Raw genomic sequence first — 20230 nt, forward strand, 5'->3', positions numbered from 1 at the left:
GCGCAGCAACGAACGGAGACTCAGCATGGCATTCCCCGAACACAGCGAGTTCGTGATCATCGGCGCGGGCATCCACGGATTGTCCACGGCCTGGCGCCTCGCCGAGCGCTTGCGGGACAAGGGCGAGGAGGTCGCGGGCCGGATCGTCGTTCTCGACAAGGCGGGCATCGCCAGCGGTGCCTCGGGCATTGCCTGCGGTGTGGTCCGCAACAACTACTTTCAGCCGGCGATGCGCAACCTGATGGCCCATTCCGTGGGCGTCTGGGAAAGCGATCCGGAGGCCTTCAGCTACCATCCCGTCGGCTACCTGCAGATTTCCTGCGAACGCATGCGCGATGACGTGGCGCAAATCCATCAGCAGCAGCAGGCCATCGGCTACGAGAGCGCCTTCATCGAGGGCGCCGAGGCCAGTACCCGCTACATGCGGGACCTCTTCGACGATTGGCAGGCCCAGGGTATCACCTCGGTCCTGCACGAGAAGCGCGGCGGCTACGCCAACAACACCAAGTCGATCTATGGCCTCGCCCGGAAGGCCGAGGACCTCGGCGTGCGGATCATCACGGGCACCGAGGTGAAGGCCCTGGTCAGCGACAATGGCTCGTCGGCGATCCGGGCCATCGAAACCGATCGCGGAACCATCCGTTGCGATCAACTGATCATTGGCACCGGCCCCTGGGTGCGCGATTTCTGGAGCATGCTCGGCCTGCCGTCGCAGATCACCGTCAAGGGCAGCGACGGCGAGCTCCGCGAGGGGATCGAGATGTGGCGCTACTGGCAGCTCGAGGAAGGCGTCCTGCAGGTCGACCCGAACACGCTGCTGACCAACGATGGCAAGCTGCCGCCGGTCATTCACGTCGACACCGATGCGCCGCTCATCTCCGACGTCGACGGCTCCGTCATCACCGAGGAGATGTGGGGCATCTACTACAAGCCGGACTGGCATTTCGGCGGGGTCCAGGGCGGAGCCGCACCCTACCCGATCGACAAGCGTGCCGCGGAGGTGGCGGTCGACCCCTACGGCCCGGACAGCCCCGAGTTCGTCTCCGGACCGGAGTTCGCGCACATGTGGGTCTCCGCCCTGGCCCACTGCAACAAGCGTTTTGAAGGCACCATGCCCAAGTACCACCGCGAGCCGTCCGGCGGGATCGGCTGCTTCACGCCGGATTCCTTCCCCGTGTTCGATCGCTTCAACGAGAACGTCTCGATCATCGCGGACAGCAATCACGGCTACAAGATGATCGGTGTCGGCCGACTGGTCGCCGACGAAGTGATGGGCGAGGAACAGGACCTGCTGAAGCCCTTCCGCTTCGACCGCTTCGAGAAGGGGGAGCTGCACCCGACGTCCAACAGCCCCTTCCCCTGGAGCTGAAGGCGTCCTCAGCCCAGTTCGGTCAGCAGCTCTTCGGTCCGCACCTGCCTGCAATAGCCCTTGAAGGCGTTGAGCGCCGCCAGGTGACGTTCCTCGCTGTCCGTTGTGCAGGCATCCACCGGACAGACCATGCGGAAGCCGCGATCCGCGCCGTCACGCACCGTATGATCGATGCACTGGTCGGTCAGGAAGCCCGTGGTCACCACGGTGTCCAGCCCCATGTTGCGCATCAGGTACTCGAAGATCGTCGAATTGAAGAGGCTCGACGAGGTCTTCGGCAGCACCAGTTCGTCCTCGGCCGGGGTGAGCTCGTCGATGACCTGTGCCTCGTGGCTTCCGGGCGGGATGTGGAAGCCTGTCTGCTTGTAATCCAGGCTGCGGTCGCGGCCGTCGCGCGTCAGGCTCTGGATCACCGTATAGATCACCTCCGCCCCAGCGGCCCGGCCGCTCTCGACAAGACGCCTCATGTTGGGGATTGCCATGTCACGCGCCGTGCGGAAGAAATAGGGGCGTTCGCGCTCGGCCTCGGGGCGGAAGATCCCTTTCTGCACATCGATCACGAGGATTGCCGTCCGCCCCGCGTCCAGGGAGGCATTGCGCTCCGGTGCACCTGCCTGGCTCATAGCGCCTTGCTCCGATAGCGGTCCCGGGCCGCCTGCAGCACCCGCGCCAAGCGCTCGGCCCAGGTCTCGGCATCGCTGTCGGTGGCTGTCAGGTCCTGGCGCATTTCGAACTCCACATAGTCGATACCGCGCCGCTCGGCATGCAGCGGAATCGAATAGTCGCCGTCCATGACGACGGTATAGGGTTCGTTCATTCCCACGTTCAGGCCCGCTTCCTTGCGCAGCTCGTCCAGGACCGGGCGACCGAAGCGCTCGTTGTCCGCCCACATGACCGAGACATGCCAGGGGCGATCTTCCGCCCGGGCGCGCAGTGCCGGGGTGAAGCTGTGTACCGAGACCAGGATGGTCTCGCGACCAGCATCCTGGCGGGCCTGGAGGGCCGCCTCGATCGAATCGTGATAGGGCATCAGGATCTCCTCGATCCGCTGCCCTCGAGCCCCGTCCGACAGCTCGGCATTGGCCGGAATTTCCGTTCCGTCGGAAACGGCCGGCACGGAATCCGTCACGTGCGTCTGGCGATTGGAGTCGATCACGAGGCGCGAGTAGGGCTGGTAGTACAAGGCGGCGTCGAGGCGGCGGGAGAGGCGCTTGGCGATCTCCAGGGCACCGATGTCGATGGCGATGTGCCGGTTCAGCTCCTCCTCGGGCAGCCCCAGCCGGTCCAGGGCGGCCGGCACGGCGTTTCCTGCATGGTCGCAGACCAGGAAGAAGGGCGAAGGACCTTCCGGATTGACGACGCCCGCCGGATTGGGGTCGCCTTGCGTCAGGAGCCGGCGGGCGGCTTTCTCGAGAGTGGCCGACATCAGTAAACCTCGGTATAAAGCTGACAGATCTCATCGATGCTCTTGCCTGCGAGCATCCCGATTTCCCCCCGCTTGTGCATGACATAGGCCTCCGCGAGCTCCGCGCCCATCCAGCCAGAAGCGGCCTCGTCCGCCTCCAGCGCCTGCAGCGCCTCCTCCAGGCTCTGCGGCAGGGTTGCGATGCCGCGTGCCGCGCGCTCCTCGGCGGACAGCATTTCCGGATCCTCGTGCCCGATGACGGGCGCGGGCAGGTCCTCGCGAATGCCGGCCAGGCCGGCATAGACCAGCATGCCCAGCTGCAGGTAGGGACTGGCCGCCGCATCGGCAGCGCGGTACTCGAGGTTATAGCGCTTGGCCACGTCTACCGACGGATCCTCGGGCACCGGGCAGATGCGCAGGGTCGCCTCACGGTCGCGCAGGCCCAGGTTGGTCCAGTAGGCGGACCAGGAATGCGGCTTCAGGCGCTCGTAGGAAATCATGCTGGGCGTCGCCACTGCGCAGAGCGCCCGGCTGTGCCTGAGGAGACCCGCGCTGAAGCTCGCGGCCTGGCGGCTCAGTCCTCCCGGTCCTTCTGGATCGTAGGTTACGGGCCGGCCCTGTTCATCGGTGAAGCTGAAATGGATATGTACGCCATTGCCCGCCACACCTTGGGTGACCACAGGCGAGAAGCTGACATGCCCGCCGTGACGGCGGCCCAGGGCGCGGGTGATCTCGCGCAGCTTCACGGCGTGGTCGGCGGCCGTCAGGCCATCGGCGGGATCGACGGTCACCTCGAACTGGCGCGGACCATACTCCGGCAGGAAGGTGTCCGGCTGGATACCGTTGGCACGCAGCGCACCGATCAACTCGTTGATGAATTCCTCGACCCCGCGCAGCGAGCCGACGGAATAGGAATCGCCCACCCGATCATCGGCGGCGTCGTAGTGGAATTCATGTTCGAAGGCGGCCACCAGATTCAGGCCCGTTTCGGCCTTCAGGTCCGCCAGGGCGCGCCGCAGGAAACTGCGCGGGCAGCAATTCCAGGGCTGCCTGTCCATGGTCGTTATGTCGCCCAGGATGAAATGCTCTCCCGGTCCGTCCGGGTAGTCCAGGCGCACCTGGCCCTCGGGATCCGGAATCAGCATGAGATCGCCGAGCGCGCCCCAGGGGGTCGCGCGGATGCGGCCGAAGCAGTTGATCATGCTGTTGGTCGGTGTCCAGCCGACACCGAACTGCCAGCGCTTGTCCAGGTCGCGGGCGGGAAAGCCCTTGCCGCGCACCTGGCCGGCCAGGTCCGAGGTACAGACCGTCACAATGGGTTCGGGTTCAAATGCCATGTCCAACGCGCTCCCAGTCGTTCTTGGAAAACGGGCAGGAGGCGGGATCAGACCGCCTCCTGCCCGCAAGAACAGGTCCTTACTGCTGCAGTTCGCCCTCGAGGCCTTCCTCGGGACGCCAGATCTCCAGGACATTGAACTCGCCGCCCTGCACCTCGATGATCGAGATGGGCTTCGGCGGCACCATGTTCTCACGCGTATAGGAGATCGGGCCGGTCACCGCCTCGTAGCCACGGGTCTGCTCCAGGGCATCCCGGATATCGGCGGGATCCGCGGACTCGGCATTCCTGATGGCATTGGCGATCAGGCCGATGGCATCGTAGCCCAGGGGCGTGAAGGAGTTCTCCGGAGGACGGTCGTATTCCTCCTTGTAGTCCTCGATGAACTGCTGCACCTCCGGACGATCATCGCCACGGTAGGTGTGGCTGGAGAAATAGACGTCGTTGGCCAGTTCCGGCCCCGGCGTTTCCGCCACCAGTGGCGTGTCGAAGCCATCACCGGAGACGATCGGGATATCGATCCCGGCCTCGCGGATCTGGCGCACCGTCAGGCCGGCCTCGCTGGGGATGGCCGCGATGAAGACGCCATCCACCATGGGATCCAGGGATTCCATGCGTGAAATCTGGCTGGAGAAGTCGGTGTCGCCCATCATGAAGCTGACTTCCTCGACGATCTCGCCGCCGTTCTCCTTGAAACGCTCCTTGAAGAACTTGGACAGGGCCTTGGTAAAGTCCATGGATTCGTCGGTCCAGACCATGACCCTATCGAGCCCCAGCTCCTCCGTGGCATAGTCGGCAATCGCGTAGGACTGGTCATCATCGCCGAAGGCGGTCATGAACATGTAGTCCCCGACCCAGGTCGGCAGCTCCGGATGGGTGGCCCCGGAGGTCACGAAGGGAATGCCGTTCTCCTGGAAGGTCGGAGCAGCGGCCATCACGAAGGTGGTATCACCGTATCCGATGCCGGCCACGACGTCCTCGGAGACCGCCTCCTGGGCAGCAGTGGCCGTCTCACCCTGATCGGTGCGGGTATCGTAGGAGATCAGCTCCACCTCGCGGCCCAGCAGGCCGCCGTCCTCGTTGATCTGCTTCACCCGCAACTCGGCGGCGGCCAGGGCCGGAGCGTCGATCGAGGACATGCCTCCGGTCAAGTTATAGAGCGCGGCGATGCGGATGGGCTCGTCATCCTGTGCGGATGTCGCCCCCACTCCGAGACTCAGGGCCAGTGCGCCGGCGGCAACACCGGTAAGTAGATTACGACGTTTCATTTGGAAACCCTCCTCTGTGTTCTTGAGATGTTTTACTTGGTGGTTGGCCAGGCATTCGCGCACGCCTGGCAACCGGCTCGCCGGAGCCGAACAGCCCCTGCGGCCGGAATAGCAGCACGGCGATCAGAATCGCCGCAGTGATGATCTGGACAAGTCCATAGGCATCGATGGCGCGCTCGATCGGGCGCGCTATCTCATTGATGACGCTGAGCGCGATGGCTGCCAGCGCGGCGCCGATCAGGCTGCCGCTGCCGCCCAGCACCACCATGACGACGATCATGAAGGCCATGACGATGCCGAAGGAAGTGGGCGTCAGGTTGGTGACCAGGTGGGCCCAGAGGGCTCCGGCAATGCCGGCGAAGAAAGCCCCCAGGGTGAAGGCCAGCAGCTTCAGCCGGGCACGCGGCACGCCGATGGAGGCCGCGGCCAACTCGTTCTCGCGAACCGACATCAGGGCCCGTCCGATCGAGGAGTGCTTCAACTGCCAGGTCACGAAGAGCGTCACCGCTGCCCAGCCGTAGATCCACCAGAGATTGGACAGGCGCGGCAAACCGGCCAGACCGATCGCCCCGCGTGTGATGGAATCCATGTTGTTGATAAGCACCTGCACGACCACGATCAGGCCCAGCGTCGCCACGGCCAGGTAATGCCCGCGCAGCCGCAGGACGGGGAACCCCGCCACGAGGGCGGCCAAGGCCGCCACAACGCCGCCGGCCAGGGTCGCCGGCAGGAGCGAGAGTTCGGCATTGGCGATGAATTCCGGCAGACCCGGCAGCATGGTGGGCTTGCGCACCGCCGGGAAGGTCAGGATCGCCGCCGTGTAGCCGCCCAGCATCATGAAGGCGGGATGGCCCAGCGAAAACAGGCCTGTCAGGCCGTTGGAGAAGGACAGGCTGACCGCCAGGATGATGTTGATGCCGGCAAAACCGATCACGGTGCGTTCGAAACCTGTCAGCCAGGCCTCGGCGCCACCCACCAGGAGCGCCAGGACCAGCAGGCCGCCCAGTGCCATCCAGGCCGGACTCTTCAGTTTGTCCATCATGCCCGCGCTCCCCCTCATGCGCGTTCCTCCGTAGCCTTGCCGAGCAGCCCGTTGGGCATCACCAACAGGATCAGGATCAGCAGGCCGAAAACGAAGGCATCGCGATAGGAGCCGTATTCGCTGGGCAGCAGACCCACCACAAGGATCTCGGCCATTCCCAGCAGATAGCCGCCGAGCACGGCGCCGGACAGGCTGCCGACACCGCCGATCACCGCGGCGACGAAGGCCTTGAGGCCCGGTATGAAGCCCATGAGCGGGTCAATCTGGCCATAGCGGCCACCCCACATCAGCCCGGCCAACCCGGCCAGGGCGCCACCCACGGCGAAGGCCGTCGTGATGACGCGATTGACGGGTATGCCCATCAGCTGGGCCGCCGAGACATTCTCGGCCGTGGCCCGCATGGCGATCCCCAGGCGGGTGCGCCTCACGAACAGGGTCAACACCAGCAGGGCGATCAGGGTGACGGCCACGATCATGACGTCGAGAGTGGAGATGCGTGCCCCGAATATATCGTGATTGACCCGGAACATATCCGGCAAGCGAACCGAGCGCGGCTGCGCACTCAACAGCAGAACACCGACATTCTGGATCAGGATCGAAACGCCCAGCGAGGTGATGAAACCGTTGACCTGAGGTGCCTGGCGCTGGGGCCGGAAGACGAGGAACTCGATCACCGCCGCAACCGCCGCTCCGACGGCCAGCGTGGCCGGCACCACCACCCAGATCGGCAGTCCGGCGGTCGCGAAGACCAGGAAGGCGCTGAAGGCCCCGATCATCGCCACGTCGCCGTGAGCGAAGTTGATCAGCCGCACGATGGAGTAGATCATCGAGAAGCCGACGGCGACCAGGGCATACATGGACCCCAGCACCAGGCCGTTCACCAGCTGTTGCAGCACATAGGCGCTCATGAGGTCGTCTCCACGGGCGCATCCTCCGACATTTCGATCCCCAGATAGGCCTTTCGCACCGACGGATCCTCGGCCAGCTGTCGGGCCTCGCCGGAAATGGCAATGCGGCCGTTCTCGATCACGTAGGCCCGATCGGCCACCTCCAGCGCCATGGCGGCATTCTGTTCCACCAGGAATACCGTCGTACCCTGGGCCCGAATTTCCTCGATGCGGTCGAATATCTGGTCGATGACCTGGGGCGCCAGGCCCAATGACGGCTCGTCCAGCATCAGCAGCCTGGGACGTGACATCAGGGCTCTGGCCAGTCCCAGCATCATCTGCTCGCCGCCCGACAGCTGGCCGGCCTTGAGCTCGGCGCGTTCGCCCAGGATCGGGAAAAGCTCGTAGAAACGCTCGATATCGGCATCGATTTCCTTGTCGTGGCGCAGGAAGGCGCCCATGCGCAAGTTCTCCACCACAGAGAGGCCGCCGAAGATCTGACGCCCCTCGGGACTGTGGGCGATTCCCAGCCTGACGATGCGATCGGGCCGCAGGCTGGGCAGGGAAATGCTCTCCTGGCCCGTGGAAAAGCGAATATCCCCGCTTTTCGGGTGCAGCAGGCCCGAGATCGTGGCCAGGGTCGAGGTCTTGCCGGCACCGTTACCGCCCAGCAGGGCCACGATCTCCCCCTCTCCGACGGACAGGGAAACGTCATGCAGCACCTGTGACGCGCCGCGCCAGACATTGATGGAGTCCACTTCCAGCAGTGCGTCAGGCAACCTTCTTCCCCCTGCCCTTGCCCAGATAGGCCTCGGCCACGGCCGGCGTCGCCTGCACCTCCTCGGGTGTGCCGTCGGCGATCAGCTCGCCGCGATTGACGACCTGGACCCGGCGACAAAGCGACATGACGAAGCGCATGTCATGCTCCACCAACACGAGGGTCAGGCCGAGTTCCTCGTGGATCGACTTGATGGTCCGCTTGAGCTCTTCGGTTTCCGTGGCGTTCATGCCCGCCGCCGGCTCGTCCAGCAGCAACAGGCGCGGTTCGGTGGCGAGCGCCCGCGCGATCTCCAGCTTGCGTTGATGGCCATAGGGCATGTCGCCGGCCCGCTGGTCGATGAAATCCGCCAACCCTACCGTCTCCATCAGGCTGCAGGCCTTGTCGCGCATGCGACGCTCGCTGGTGCGGGCGGCCGGCAGGCCCAGGATAGTGGACAGCCAGTTGGCCCCGTGGCGCATGTGATAGCCGGCGGCCACGTTCTCCCAGGCCGAAAGATCCCGGAACAGGCGTATGTTCTGGAAGGTGCGCGCAATGCCGGAGCGGGCGAAGACCTCGGGCCGTTCGCCGGTCAGGTTCCGGCCGGCCAGGGTGATGCTGCCGGCCGAGGGCGGCAGGACGCCGGAGAGAAGATTGAAGGCGGTGGTCTTGCCGGCGCCGTTGGGCCCGATCAGGCCGAGCAGGTCGCCTTCACCCAGGGTGAGACTGTAGTCGCTCAGCGCCACGACACCGCCGAATCTCCGTGTCAGCTTGTCTCCCTGGAGCAGCGGATTTGGCGTCTCGACCATCTCAGACCCTTCGCAGGACATTTATTCGTACGCCTTCGAAACCGGCGCCGTAATGAATGATACGTTACAAAATAGCGATATACCTTGCAATCCTGTAATGATTGACAAAGCCTTCCTGTCTGTCGATTACGTTTGCAGCAGGCGAGCTGAAAGTCCAGAAAGACTCTGCCCGCTGCGACGTGACACTACAGCCTTGAACGGGAACAGGAGCCCGAAGACCCGATGAACAAGACCCTCAGCACCATCCCCCCAGTGGATGCGGAAGACGGCAGCTATCGCTATCGCCCCATCGAACCCGGCAAGACGGCGCTGCTGTCCATTGACATGCAGAACATGGAAGCCGGCAAGCCCCTGCGCGAGCGCGCCCGCACGGAAGGCACCGCGGAATGGAAGAAGCGCGACTTCTTCGAGCGTGTGGAAAGCGTGGTCATCCCCGCTCAGCAGCGCCTGCAGGCGGCCGCGCGGGCGGCAGGCATCGAGGTCATCTTCACGGTCATCGAAAGCCTGACCCAGGACGGGCGCGATCGCAGCCTGGACCACAAGATCTCCCGCCTGCATGCCGCCAAGGGCTCCTGGGAGGCGGCGGTCATCGACGAGGTTGCACCCGTGGGCGACGAGATCGTCATCCCCAAGACCGCCTCGGGCGTCTTCAACAGCACCAACATCGAGTATGTGCTGCGCAACCTCGGCATCGAATACCTGGTGATGTACGGCGTGATCACCGACCAGTGCGTCGAATCCGCCGTGCGCGACGCCGCCGACCGCGGCTTCATGGTCACCGAGATCGAGGACGCCTGCGCCACCTACACCGAGGACCGGCACCAGCGCTCCATCGAAGCCATGGACGGCCACTACGCCCGGGCCATGACTGCCGACGCCTTCATCGCCGAGCTTCAGGGTCTGGGCCTGAAGACGGCCTGAAGCACAGCGTCTCGAGATATTGAGACACTGTCTTCAGGAGAAGACTCGACAGAACCCGGCGATGGCGCAGGCCACTGATCTAATGACCGAGTGACTCGGCCGCGCTTCGCAGGCTGGGCGCCTGGAAAAGCAACAGCTCCGCACTGCGGCGCAGCGTTTCGCCGACGCTTTCGATCCGCGCCTCGTCGAAAGCGCGGCTGTGGCCGGTCATGACAAGGCATCCCAGCGCCGCGTGATGCCAATCATGAATGTTCGCGCTGATGGCGGTCAGCCCCATGTGGTGTTCATCACGGGACGTCGCATAACCCCGCTGCCCGGCACGCTCAAGGTTCTCCTCCAACGCCTGCCGGCTGGTCAGCGTTCTGGGAGTCAGGGCCCGAAAGGGATCAGGGCCCAGCACGGCATGCCGGCGCTCGGGCTCGAGCTTCAGCAGCAGCGCCTTGCCGGCCCCGGAACAATGCAGGGGGCCATGCAGCCAGGTATCGTAGTAGGGTGTGAGCGAGCCCTGCGTCTGGGCGATCTCCACAACCATCCGCTCGATATCCATGTAGAGCACCAGCACGACCGTCTCGCCAATCTCGTTGGCCAGGGCCTGGAGAACCGGTTGCGCCTCCCGACGCAATTGCTTGAGCGGATGCATCAGGGGCAGCGGGGACACGGCTTTCGGCGAAGGCATGTAACTCCTGTTGCCGGTGCGGATCACATGGCCGGTTTCCTCGAGTGCCTTGAGGAGCCGGTGAACGGTGCTGCTGTCCAGCCCCGTGGCCCCGGCAATCTGGCGAAGCGCCTGCGGCTGGGAGGCATCGAGGAGGTGGTCCAGTACGGCCAGTCCGCGTGCCAGGGATCCCTGAGGCTCGCGCTCGGGGGCATCGGGGGGCGTGAGTGGGGAAGACCGTCTTGCCATGCTGTGTCTTTCGTTTACGCGAAGAGCGGGCGCCGCGCCGTGCGGACGGGTTCAGTCAACTGGCAGTCCTCAGACGCGTGGCGGATCCTCATCGCTGCCTATCGAATGGCCTTGTTCCGGCGCAGGCCGGCAATCTTCTCGTCCGCCAAGCCCAGCCAGTCCGCCAAAGCGGCATCCCCGCCCTCGCCCAGCTGTGGCGGGGCCGTCCTCGGCGCAGGCCTCACACCGTCATAGGCCACGGGATGGCGCGCCATTCGGAAGGCCGCATCGCCCTCCTCCGGAGAGACGATCAGTTCGTGATCAACGGATTGCTGGCCTTCGATCGCCTCGGCAACGGAGTTGATGGCCCCGGCCGGAATGTCGGCCTGGGCGAACTGCTCCAGCCAGTCCGCGCGCGGCTTGTGCGAGAAGACCTCGGCAAGATGGCGTCCCAAGGCCTCTCTGTTGCGAACCCGGGCGCTGTTGGTGGCGTAGTCCGGGCTTTTTGCAAGATCGACATCCCCAAGGATATCCCGGCAGAGCCGGCGGAACTGGGCGTCGTTGCCCACCGCAAGCACAAAGGGACCGTCGCTTGCCTCGAAAACCTCGTAGGGGACCACGTTGGCATGGGCATTGCCGTAACGCGAGGGAGAGGTCTCCGTGGCCAGGTAGTTCGAGGTCACATTGGCCAGGGCGGCCACCTGGCAGTCGAACAGCGCAACGTCGATGAAACGGCCGCGCCCCGTCCGCTGGCGTGCCAGGAGAGCGGCCAAGACGGCCTGGCCGGCATAGAACGAGGCGGTCAGGTCGGAGATGGCCACCCCCACTTTCACGGGCGGGCCGTCCGCGGTGCCGGTGATGGACATGAGACCGCTTTCCGCCTGGATCACGAAGTCGTATCCGGGGCGCCTGGCCTGGCTGCCGGTATGGCCGTAACCGGAGACGGAGCAGTAGACGAGGCCGGGATTGACCTCCATGAGGCTTTCGGAGTCCAGCCCGAAACGTGTCAGCGACCCCGCCCGGAAGTTCTCGACGAGCACGTCCGCCTCCTGCGCCAGCTCGCGCACCAACGCCGCGCCCTCAGGGTGCGTCAAGTCGACCGCCAGGCTGCGCTTGTTGCGATTGGCACAGGCAAAGTAGGCCGAGACCCCGCCCATCTCCGGCGGCGTCCAGGCACGTGTCTCGTCACCGCCGGACGGCTTCTCGATCTTCAGGACGTCGGCCCCCAGGTCCGCCAGCGTCTGGGTGCACCAGGGCCCCGCAAGCACCCGCGACAGATCAAGGACGCGCACGCCGGCCAGAAGATCTCCGGGATCGTCGCTGTTGTCTGTCTCCGCCATCGGGAACCCCTCCGTTCCGTTGCCGCACGGCTCGCCTGCCTGCAGGGAACCGGGACAGCTCCTGTCTATTTTCCCAGAATACAAAAAATCTATTTTGATATACAGTATTCTTATTTCATTTATCACCTCCTGCTTAAAGCAGAGATCGCCCGTCGTGTAGGGAGGAAACACCATGAGCTTCGCATTGAGTGAGGAGCAGCTTGAGCTGCAGGACGCCGCCCGCCGCTTCGCCCGGAACGAACTGCCCGAGCTTGCCCGCAGCATCGAGGAGACGGCGGAGCCTGTGCCACCCTCATGGCTGCAGCGCTACGCGGAGATGGGCTTCCTCGGCATCAACACCCCCGAGTCCCGGGGCGGCATGGGACTGTCTCACCTAGATGCCCTGGTGGTGCTGGAGGAATTCGCGAAGATCTCGGTTGCGGTGGCCTTCCCGCTGTTCGAATGCCTCGTCGGTCCGGTGCGCATCGTCGAACGGCACGGGAATGAGGCCCTGAAACAACGCGTCCTGCCCAGGGTCCTGGCCGGCGACCTGGTGATCGCCATCTCGATGTCGGAACCCGACGCTGGAACAGCGCTCACCGATCTCAAGACCCACGTCCGTGTCGACGGGGAGTCCCTCGTCCTGAACGGCACGAAGCGCTGGTGTTCCGGCGCGGGCCATTCGGGCGGCTATGTCATCTTCTGTCGTCTCTCGGAAGACCGCGGCGCACGCGGCATCGGCGCGGTCTATGTCGAGAAGGAGACACCCGGCCTGTCCTTCGGTCAGACCGAGCGGCTCATGGGATTCCGGGGCGTGCCGAGCGCCGACATGTTTCTCGAGGACTGCCGGGTCCCAGCCGAGAACCTCCTCGTCCCGGCGGGCGGCTTCGGCCAGCTGATGGAGGCCTTCAACCTGGAGCGTCTGGGCAATGCCACGATGTCGCTGGGAACCGCAGCGGGCGCGCTGGAGCAGGTACTGGCCTATGTCGAGGAGCGTCAGCAGTTCGGCAAGCCGATTGCCGACTTTCAGGCCGTGCAGATGAAGCTGGCCGAGATGGCCATGCAGGTGGAGGCCTGCCGCCTGCTGATCCACCGTGCGGCGGCCCAGGCGGACCGGGCCATGCCTTCCGGCCAGGATGCCTCCCTGGCCAAGTGTTTCGCCAACGAGATGGTGCGAGATGTCTGCGGCAAGGCCATGCAGCTCATGGGCGGTTATGGCTATGCCACCGAGTACGGCATGGAACAGCGTTTCCGCGATGGCTGGGGATGGGGGATCGCCGGCGGCACCATCGATATCCAGAAGGTCAACATCGCCTCTGGCCTGTTGGGTCGCCGTCTGAGCCAGCGGGGATAGGGATCAGTCAGCTCCTCAAAACCGGGGAGATAGCCGGGTCACGTCCGAATAAGGACCACTTCAAGCCCATTCCTGCGTCCAGGTCGGCAAAGTGTCCCCCGCCATAGGCGTAGCGGCATGGACGCCCCGGGAAATGGCACGCGCCAGGCAGACTGCGCCGGCGTGCCCCAGCAGCATGAGGTCGCTGGCGGGGTCCTCCAGCGGCCGCGCCCCGATGGCCAGCGAGAAGACCAGGTCCCCGTCCAGCGGGGTGTGCGAGGGCACGAGGCTGCGCGCCATGCCATCGTGGGCCACGCTGGCCATGCGTTGGGCCTGGGGCTTGGTCAGCACGGCATCGGTGGCGACGATGGCAATCGTCGTATTGGCCTTGGCGTTCAGGGCCTCCAGCGTCCTGTTCTTCGGCAGGGTGAGCGGCACCGCTTCGGGACAGGGTCCAAGTCCGCCGAACTCCTCGCCCACCTCGAAGGGCGCTGCCCAGAAATGCGGATGTCCGGGCACGTTGGCACTGCCGAAAGCATTGACGGCCACCAGTGCGCCCACCGTATGCCCGGAGTCCAGGACCAGGGAGGCAGAGCCCAGTCCGCCCTTAAGCTCGGCGGTGGTAGCCCCTGTGCCCGCCCCGACAGTGCCCAGGGCAAAGTCTTCGCCGACGGTCTCCAGGGCCGCTGCGCCCAGCGCCCGGTAAGGGTTGCTGCCCCAGTCCTTGTCGCCGCCGTTCAGCATGTCGAAGAGGATGGCCGAGGGCACGATGGGCACGCGGACATCGCCCACGGCAAAGCCGCGTCCTGCGGCGCGAAGGGCATCGGCCACGCCCGAGGCCGCATCCAGGCCGAAAGCGGACCCCCCCGAGAGCACCAGGGCGTCCACTCCCTGGACGGTCTTGTCGGGCGCCAGCAGGTCGGTCTCCCGGCTTCCGGGTGCGCCACCCATGACCTCCACAGAGGCCACCGCCGGCTGGTCGGCCAGCACCACCGTGGTCCCGGACTTGACCCGGTCGTCTTGAGCGTTACCGACCTTGAGGCCGGGCACATCGGTGATCAGGTTGCGCGCGCCGGGCTTCATTGCATTGTCCTCTGGTTTCGGATGCCCCTAGCTCAGATACAGCGGCCGCCGTCCACTTCCATGGCCACGCCGGTGATCATGGAGGCTTCGTCCGAACAAAGGAAGGCCGCCGTGTTGCCCATGTCCTCCGGCGTCGAGAAACGGCCGATGGGAATCGTGGAGAGGAATTTGGCCCTGACTTCGGGCGTATCCTCGCCCATGAAGGACTTGAGCAGCGGCGTATCGCCGGCCACCGGGTTGATGGCGTTGACCCGCACACCGGCCGGCGCCAGCTCGACGGCCATGGCCTTGGTGGCCGTGATCATCCAGCCCTTCGACGCGTTGTACCAGGACAGGCGCGGGCGCGGACTGACCCCGCCGGTGGAGGCCACGTTCAGGATGGCCCCGGTCCCGCGCTCCTTCATGTGTGGCAGCAGGGCACGCGCCGTCAGGTAGACCGACTTGGTGTTCACTGCCAACACCCGGTCGAAGTCCTCCTCGCTGACCTCCTCCATGGCCGCCGGCTGGTGCGTAACGCCGGCGTTGTTCACCAGGATGTCCACCTGACCGAAGGCCGAAAGCGCCGCCTGGACCATCGCCTCGACGGACTGCTTACTGGCCACGTCCACGGTCTGCGCCACGGCGGTGTCACCCAGTTCCCGGGCCAGAGTTTCCGCGGCCTCGCCGTTAATATCGGCGATCATGACCCTGGCCCCTTCGGCCAGGAACTTGCGCACGATGCCGGCCCCGAATCCCGAGGCCCCGCCGGTCACGATGGCGGTCTTGTCCTGCAATCTCATGGTCTCTTGTCGTCCTGTCTTCGTGGTCCGGTCGTGAAATCAGCCGTGATGCGCCGCCACGGTCTTCAGCGCGGAAAAGCCGTAGAGCGCCTCGAAGCCCTTCTCGCGGCCGTGCCCCGACTTGCCGACCCCGCCGAAGGGCAGTTCGGCCCCGCCGGCTGCGCCGTAGTTGTTCAGGAACACCTGGCCGCAGTGCAGTTTCCGCGCCATGCGCATCTGTCGATCGCCGTCCTTGGACCAGACACCGGCCACCAGGCCGTAATCCGTCCCATTGGCGATGGCCACCGCTTCGTCCTCGTCCTCGAAGGGCAGAACCACCTGCACCGGGCCGAAGATCTCCTCCTGCGCCAGCTTGTGATCCGGAGCCAGGCCGGCGAGCAGCGTCGGCGCCACATAGTGCCCGCCCGCCGGCGCGTCGGAGACGATCTCGCCGCGCGCCGCGACCTGCAGGCCGTCCCTGTCGGCCAGGTCCAGGAAGCCGCCGACGATCTCCTTCTGCCGCGCGGAGATCAGGGGGCCGACGTTCAGGTCGGATATGGCAGGTCCGACCTTCAAGGCACCATAACTCTCGGCCAGCTTCTCCAGCAGGCGGTCGTAGAGGCCACGCTGGATCAGCAGGCGCGAGGAGGCCGAACAGGTCTGGCCTGCGTTCTGTACCCCGGCGCGCACCAGGAAGGGCAACGCCTTCTCGATATCCGCATCCTCGAAGACCACCTGCGGGGACTTGCCGCCCAGCTCCAGCGTCACCGGCACCACGTTCCTGGCCGCCGCCGCCTGGATCAGGCTGCCCACCTGCACCGACCCGGTGAAGGAGACGTGGTTGACCCCGCCATGGCCCGAGAGCGCCGCACCGGCCTCCTCGCCCAGGCCCGGCACGGTGTTGAGCGCGCCTTCGGGCAGGCCGGCCTGGCGCGCGATCTCGGTGAAGACGAGCGCCGTCAGGCTGGCCTCCTCGGCCGGCTTCAGCACGGCGGCATTGCCCATGGCCAGCGCCGCACCGACAGAGCGGCCGATGATCTGCATGGGATAGTTCCAGGGCACGATGTGTCCCGTCACACCGTGCGGCTCGCGCAAAGTATAGACGGTATAGCCGTCATTGAAGGGAATGGTCTCGCCATGGACCTTGTCGGCCGCGCCGCCGTAGAACTCCATGTAACGCGCCAGGGCAATCGCGTCGGCACGGGCCTGGGTCAACGGCTTGCCCACGTCGCGGGCTTCCAGTTCGGCCAAACGGTCCGTGTGCTCCAGCACCAGCTGTCCGATGCGGGTCAGAACGCGTCCGCGCTCGGTGGCCGTCATGCGCCCCCACGCGCCTTTCAGGGCGCCGCGCGCCGACTCCACCGCGCGGTCGATGTCGGCTGCACCCCCGCGGGCCACCTCGCCCATGGTCTCCCCGGTCGAGGGGTTCTCGGCGGCCAGCGTCTCGCCCGAGGCGGCCGGACCCCAGTGCCCGGCGATGAAACAGTGACGGCTGTCGAAGCCGAACGCGGTCAGGATGTTGCTCATATCCGTCTTCCTTCCGTTGATCAGGCAACCTGCTCGCGCGCCTTCAGGGCCCGTTCCAGGTCGGGCGTGGCAGCCAGCAGAGTCTTGGTGTAATCGTGCCGTGGGTTCGTGAAGACCTCTTCGGTCGCCCCCTCTTCCACGATCTGTCCCGCCTTCATCACCAGGACCCGGTCCGTGATGGCGCGCACCACGGAGAGATCATGGGAGATGAAGAGATAGGAGACCGACAGCCGGTCGGAGAGGTCGGCCAGAAGGTCCAGGATCTGCGCGCGGATGGAGACGTCCAGGGCCGAGACCGCCTCGTCCAGGATGATCAGCGAAGGCTCGATGATAAGCGCCCGGGCGATGGCAATGCGCTGGCGCTGGCCGCCGGAGAACTCGTGGATGTACTTGTCTGCATCCCCAGCGCTCAGGCCCACTGCTTCCAGGATATCCTCGGCCCGGCGCCGGCGTTCCCGGCCCTTCGGCGCCTGCGGGTCCAGGTGGAAGGGCTCGGCCACCAGGCGTTCGACACGATGGCGCGGGTTGAAGGAGGAATAGGGGTCCTGGAAGACCACCTGGACCTTGCGCCGCATCTCCGCGGGTGGCCGGAAGCCGCGGCGATTGAAGGCGGTGCCGTCCAGCTCGATCTCGCCGCCCTGCAGATTCTCCAGCGCCAGGATGGCCCGTGTCAGGGTCGACTTTCCGCAGCCCGACTCCCCGACGAGGCCCACATTCTCGCCCCGTCGCACGGCCAGCGTGACGTGATCGACGGCCCGGAAGGCACGGGCGCGTCCCAGCAGGAAACGCCGCGGAAGCGGATAGTCGCGCACGGCCTGGCTGACCTGCAGGACGGGAGTGCCATCGCGCCCATGGAAGGTCTGGTTCCGATTGGGATTGTGCGAGGAGGCCGCGAACAGCTTGCGGGTATAGGGGTGCTGCATCCTGCGGAACAGCTCCAGGGTTCTCCCCGTCTCCACCACCTCGCCCTCGCGCATGATGACGATGTGGTCGGCCATCTCGGCCACCACCGCCAGGTCGTGGGTGATCAGGACCAGCCCCATGCCATCCTCGGCCACCAGGCGCTTCAGCAGGGCCAGGATCTGGGCCTGGGTGGTGACGTCCAGGGCCGTGCTGGGCTCGTCGGCGATCAATAGCTTGGGCCTCAGCGCAATGGCCATGGCGATGACCACGCGCTGGCGCTGGCCGCCCGAAAGCTCGTGGGGATAGCGCGACAGCGGGAACTGCGCCTCGGGCAGGCCAACGCGGTTCAGGGTATCGCGAGCGATGCGTTCCGCCTCCCGGCGGCCGCTGCGGGTGTGGATGCGGATGGTTTCGGAGACCTGCTCGCCGATGGTCTGCACTGGATTCAGCGCCGTCATCGGCTCCTGGAACACCATGCCGATGTCGTGGCCGCGAATGGCGCACATCTCCTTTTCGCTCTTCTTCTCCAGGGCCTCGCCGTTCAGCTCGATGTGCCCGGACCACTGCGTTCCTTCGGGCAGCAGCTGCATGATGGCACTGGCCGTCATGCTTTTGCCGGAGCCCGATTCGCCCACGATGCCCAGCACCTTGCCTGGCTGAAGGGCCAGGCTGACATCCCTCAGGATCGGCAGGTCGCGGATCGAGAGGGTCAGGTCTTCGACGCGGAGGAGGGATCCTGCCTTGTTCATCGCGCGCGCCTCAGGCGGGGGTCAAGGATGTCGCGCAGCCCGTCGCCCATCAGGTTCAGGCCCAGGACCGTCAGCACGATGGCCAGGCCCGGGAAGATGGCCAGGTGCGGTGCGAAGGAGATCATGGTCTGGGACTCCGCCAGCATGCGCCCCCAGCTGGGCATAGGCGGCTGGGTGCCCAGCCCCACGTAGGACAGGCCCGCTTCGGCCAGGATGCCCAGCGAAAACTGGATGGTGCCCTGGACAATCAGCAGGTTGGTGATATTGGGCAGGATATGCTCGGCCGAAATGCGGGTGGGCGACTTGCCGCTGACCCGGGCCGCCAGGATGTAGTCGCGCGTCCACAGCGACATGGCGGCTCCGCGCGACAGGCGTGCGAAGACCGGAATGTTGAAGATGCCGATGGCGATGATCGCATTGACCGCCCCCGGGCCGAAGACGGCGGTGATCATGATCGCGAGCAGCAGTGCGGGGAAGGCGAAGATCAGATCGTTGGTCCGCATGATGACTTCGTCCAGCAGCGACCCACGCCGCGACGCCGCCGCCAGGCCCAGCGGTACGCCCAGCAGGATGCCGATGCCCACCGCGATCAGGGCCACCGCGATCGAGGCACGAGCACCCACCATCACCATGGAGAAGATGTCGCGGCCCAGATTGTCGGTGCCCAGCCAGTGTGCCAGCGAGGGAACCTGGAGTTTCTCCGTGGGATTGAGCTGCGTAACCTCGTAGGGCGTCCAGGCGAAGGACAGGACCGCCGCCAGGAAGAAGACCAGCGTGAGAAAGGCGCCCACCATGAAGTTGGGCGACCGCAGCGCCGTCGCCAGGAATCCGCTGTGGCGCACGACCTTCGCCTCCCGTACCTGCTCGCTCATGTCCGCTGGCTCCTCAGGCGCGGATCGACGGCGGCATAGGCCAGGTCGACCAGGAAGGTGATCAGGATGACGGCAAAGACCAGCAGCATGATGACGTTCTGCACGACGATCAGGTCGCGCTGGGAGATCGCCTGGAAGGCCAGGCGCCCCAGGCCGGGCAGGAAGAAGACATTCTCGATGATGATGGCCCCGGCCAGCAGGAACGAGAACTGCAGGCCGATGATGGTCAGCACGGGGATCAACGCGTTGCGCAGGGCATGGCGCCAGAGCGCCTGGTTGCGCGTCAGTCCCTTGGCCCGCGCCGTGCGCACGAAGTCCTCACCCAGGGTCTCCAGCAGCGACGAGCGCATGACCCGCGCCAGGATCGAGGCCTGCGGCAGGGCGAGCGCCACGGCGGGCAGGGTCAGGGCATGGATCGCCACCAGGAACCCGCTGTCCCACCCGGGGAAGCCGCCGGCGGAGAACCACTGCAGCACGATCGAGAAGAGCAGGACCAGCAGCATGGCGAACCAGAAGTTGGGGATCGCGATACCCAGCTGCGTCAGTCCCATGATGGAGAGATCCGTGGGTGAGTTGCGCTTGGTGGCCGACAGGATGCCGGCCGGAAAGGCAAGAAGAGTCGACAGGGTCAGCGCATAGGCGGCCAGCGGCAGGGAGACCCAGAGCCGATCGGCGATCAGCTCGGCCACTGGCACCTTGTAGGTATAGCTCGTGCCGAATTCTCCGACCAACAGCCCCTGGATCCACTCGAGATATTGCACGAACAGCGGCTGATCCAGGCCCAGCTGTTGCCGCAGGCTTTCCAGGGCCTCGGGCTGTGCATTCATGCCCAGCATGAAGCGCGCCGGATCCCCCGGCACCACGTTGATGACGAAAAAGATCACCAGGCTCGCGGCCAACAGGCTGAGCGCCAGCGAGACGGAACGTTTCAGGACGAAGGACAGCATCGATCAGTCAGAAGCATGGGCCTCAATAAGACCGGCCGGGCGCCGTCTCGACTACACCCGGC

Annotated in this window: 19 protein-coding genes; 3 read left to right on the plus strand and 16 right to left on the minus strand. The window is 65.7% G+C overall.

Annotation, left to right across the window (positions count from 1 at the left end; genetic code table 11):
* The first annotated feature begins 25 nt into the window (after window positions 1-25).
* On the plus strand, window positions 26-1369 hold the full coding sequence (locus ACFOW6_RS11630) for an NAD(P)/FAD-dependent oxidoreductase (RefSeq protein ID WP_382422536.1): 1344 nt from the start codon (window positions 26-28) through the stop codon (window positions 1367-1369).
* 8 nt (window positions 1370-1377) lie between these two features.
* Here ACFOW6_RS11630 and ACFOW6_RS11635 read toward each other — a convergent pair whose 3' ends face one another.
* The 8 genes from ACFOW6_RS11635 to ACFOW6_RS11670 all read right to left on the minus strand — a co-directional run bounded on the left by ACFOW6_RS11635 (window position 1378) and on the right by ACFOW6_RS11670 (window position 8873).
* Entirely contained in the window at window positions 1378-1992 is a 615-nt protein-coding gene (locus ACFOW6_RS11635) for an isochorismatase family cysteine hydrolase (RefSeq protein ID WP_382422537.1), read from the minus strand.
* A complete protein-coding gene (locus ACFOW6_RS11640) occupies window positions 1989-2795 on the minus strand; it encodes an N-formylglutamate amidohydrolase (RefSeq protein WP_382422538.1) in 807 nt (268 codons plus the stop codon). The genes ACFOW6_RS11635 and ACFOW6_RS11640 overlap by 4 nt, the downstream gene beginning before the upstream one ends.
* Window positions 2795-4111, minus strand: coding sequence for a glutamine synthetase family protein (locus ACFOW6_RS11645; protein WP_382422539.1), 1317 nt, complete (start codon window positions 4109-4111; stop codon window positions 2795-2797). The genes ACFOW6_RS11640 and ACFOW6_RS11645 overlap by 1 nt, the downstream gene beginning before the upstream one ends.
* 79 nt (window positions 4112-4190) lie before the next feature.
* On the minus strand, window positions 4191-5378 hold the full coding sequence (locus ACFOW6_RS11650; protein WP_382422540.1) for an ABC transporter substrate-binding protein: 1188 nt from the start codon (window positions 5376-5378) through the stop codon (window positions 4191-4193).
* Window positions 5365-6420 carry a branched-chain amino acid ABC transporter permease gene (locus ACFOW6_RS11655; RefSeq protein ID WP_382422541.1) on the minus strand — a complete coding sequence of 352 codons (1056 nt, stop codon included), beginning with the start codon at window positions 6418-6420 and terminating at the stop codon, window positions 5365-5367. Before ACFOW6_RS11655 ends, ACFOW6_RS11650 begins: the two co-directional genes overlap by 14 nt.
* Window positions 6421-6434: 14 nt before the next feature.
* Complete coding sequence (locus ACFOW6_RS11660) at window positions 6435-7328, minus strand: branched-chain amino acid ABC transporter permease (RefSeq protein WP_382422542.1); 894 nt, start codon at window positions 7326-7328, stop codon at window positions 6435-6437.
* Window positions 7325-8086, minus strand: a complete 762-nt coding sequence (locus ACFOW6_RS11665; protein ID WP_382422543.1) for an ABC transporter ATP-binding protein — start codon at window positions 8084-8086, stop codon at window positions 7325-7327. Before ACFOW6_RS11665 ends, ACFOW6_RS11660 begins: the two co-directional genes overlap by 4 nt.
* The gene (locus tag ACFOW6_RS11670; RefSeq protein WP_382422544.1) at window positions 8079-8873 is read right to left on the minus strand and encodes an ABC transporter ATP-binding protein; all 795 of its coding nucleotides are present in this window, start codon (window positions 8871-8873) and stop codon (window positions 8079-8081) included. Before ACFOW6_RS11670 ends, ACFOW6_RS11665 begins: the two co-directional genes overlap by 8 nt.
* Before the next feature lie 222 nt (window positions 8874-9095).
* Between ACFOW6_RS11670 and ACFOW6_RS11675 the strand changes: the two genes are divergently transcribed.
* Complete coding sequence (locus ACFOW6_RS11675; RefSeq protein ID WP_382422545.1) at window positions 9096-9794, plus strand: cysteine hydrolase family protein; 699 nt, start codon at window positions 9096-9098, stop codon at window positions 9792-9794.
* A 79-nt stretch (window positions 9795-9873) separates the two neighbouring features.
* Here ACFOW6_RS11675 and ACFOW6_RS11680 read toward each other — a convergent pair whose 3' ends face one another.
* Window positions 9874-10698: an IclR family transcriptional regulator gene (locus ACFOW6_RS11680; RefSeq protein WP_382422546.1), complete on the minus strand. Its 825-nt coding sequence runs from the start codon at window positions 10696-10698 to the stop codon at window positions 9874-9876.
* Window positions 10699-10796: 98 nt separating this feature from the next.
* The gene (locus ACFOW6_RS11685) at window positions 10797-12017 is read right to left on the minus strand and encodes a CaiB/BaiF CoA transferase family protein (protein ID WP_382422547.1); all 1221 of its coding nucleotides are present in this window, start codon (window positions 12015-12017) and stop codon (window positions 10797-10799) included.
* 172 nt (window positions 12018-12189) lie between these two features.
* Between ACFOW6_RS11685 and ACFOW6_RS11690 the strand changes: the two genes are divergently transcribed.
* The gene (locus tag ACFOW6_RS11690; RefSeq protein WP_382422548.1) at window positions 12190-13350 is read left to right on the plus strand and encodes an acyl-CoA dehydrogenase family protein; all 1161 of its coding nucleotides are present in this window, start codon (window positions 12190-12192) and stop codon (window positions 13348-13350) included.
* A gap of 60 nt (window positions 13351-13410) precedes the next feature.
* Here the strand turns inward: ACFOW6_RS11690 and ACFOW6_RS11695 are convergent, their stop codons facing one another.
* From ACFOW6_RS11695 to ACFOW6_RS11720, 6 genes are read right to left on the minus strand one after another with little or no spacing between them, the layout of a single operon-like run.
* Window positions 13411-14412 carry a P1 family peptidase gene (locus tag ACFOW6_RS11695; RefSeq protein ID WP_382422549.1) on the minus strand — a complete coding sequence of 334 codons (1002 nt, stop codon included), beginning with the start codon at window positions 14410-14412 and terminating at the stop codon, window positions 13411-13413.
* Window positions 14413-14444: 32 nt separating this feature from the next.
* Complete coding sequence (locus tag ACFOW6_RS11700) at window positions 14445-15191, minus strand: SDR family oxidoreductase (protein WP_382422550.1); 747 nt, start codon at window positions 15189-15191, stop codon at window positions 14445-14447.
* Between the two features lie 39 nt (window positions 15192-15230).
* Window positions 15231-16697, minus strand: coding sequence for an aldehyde dehydrogenase family protein (locus tag ACFOW6_RS11705; protein ID WP_382422551.1), 1467 nt, complete (start codon window positions 16695-16697; stop codon window positions 15231-15233).
* A gap of 20 nt (window positions 16698-16717) precedes the next feature.
* Complete coding sequence (locus tag ACFOW6_RS11710; RefSeq protein ID WP_382422552.1) at window positions 16718-18349, minus strand: ABC transporter ATP-binding protein; 1632 nt, start codon at window positions 18347-18349, stop codon at window positions 16718-16720.
* Window positions 18346-19221 (minus strand): ABC transporter permease, encoded by an 876-nt coding sequence (locus ACFOW6_RS11715; protein WP_382422553.1) that lies wholly within the window; start codon window positions 19219-19221, stop codon window positions 18346-18348. The genes ACFOW6_RS11710 and ACFOW6_RS11715 overlap by 4 nt, the downstream gene beginning before the upstream one ends.
* Window positions 19218-20168, minus strand: a complete 951-nt coding sequence (locus ACFOW6_RS11720) for an ABC transporter permease (protein WP_382422554.1) — start codon at window positions 20166-20168, stop codon at window positions 19218-19220. The genes ACFOW6_RS11715 and ACFOW6_RS11720 overlap by 4 nt, the downstream gene beginning before the upstream one ends.
* Between the last annotated feature and the right edge of the window lie 62 nt (window positions 20169-20230).

Origin of the sequence: Fodinicurvata halophila (genome assembly GCF_042651425.1) — a bacterium.
Taxonomy (GTDB): Bacteria; Pseudomonadota; Alphaproteobacteria; order Kiloniellales; family DSM-21159; genus Fodinicurvata; species Fodinicurvata halophila.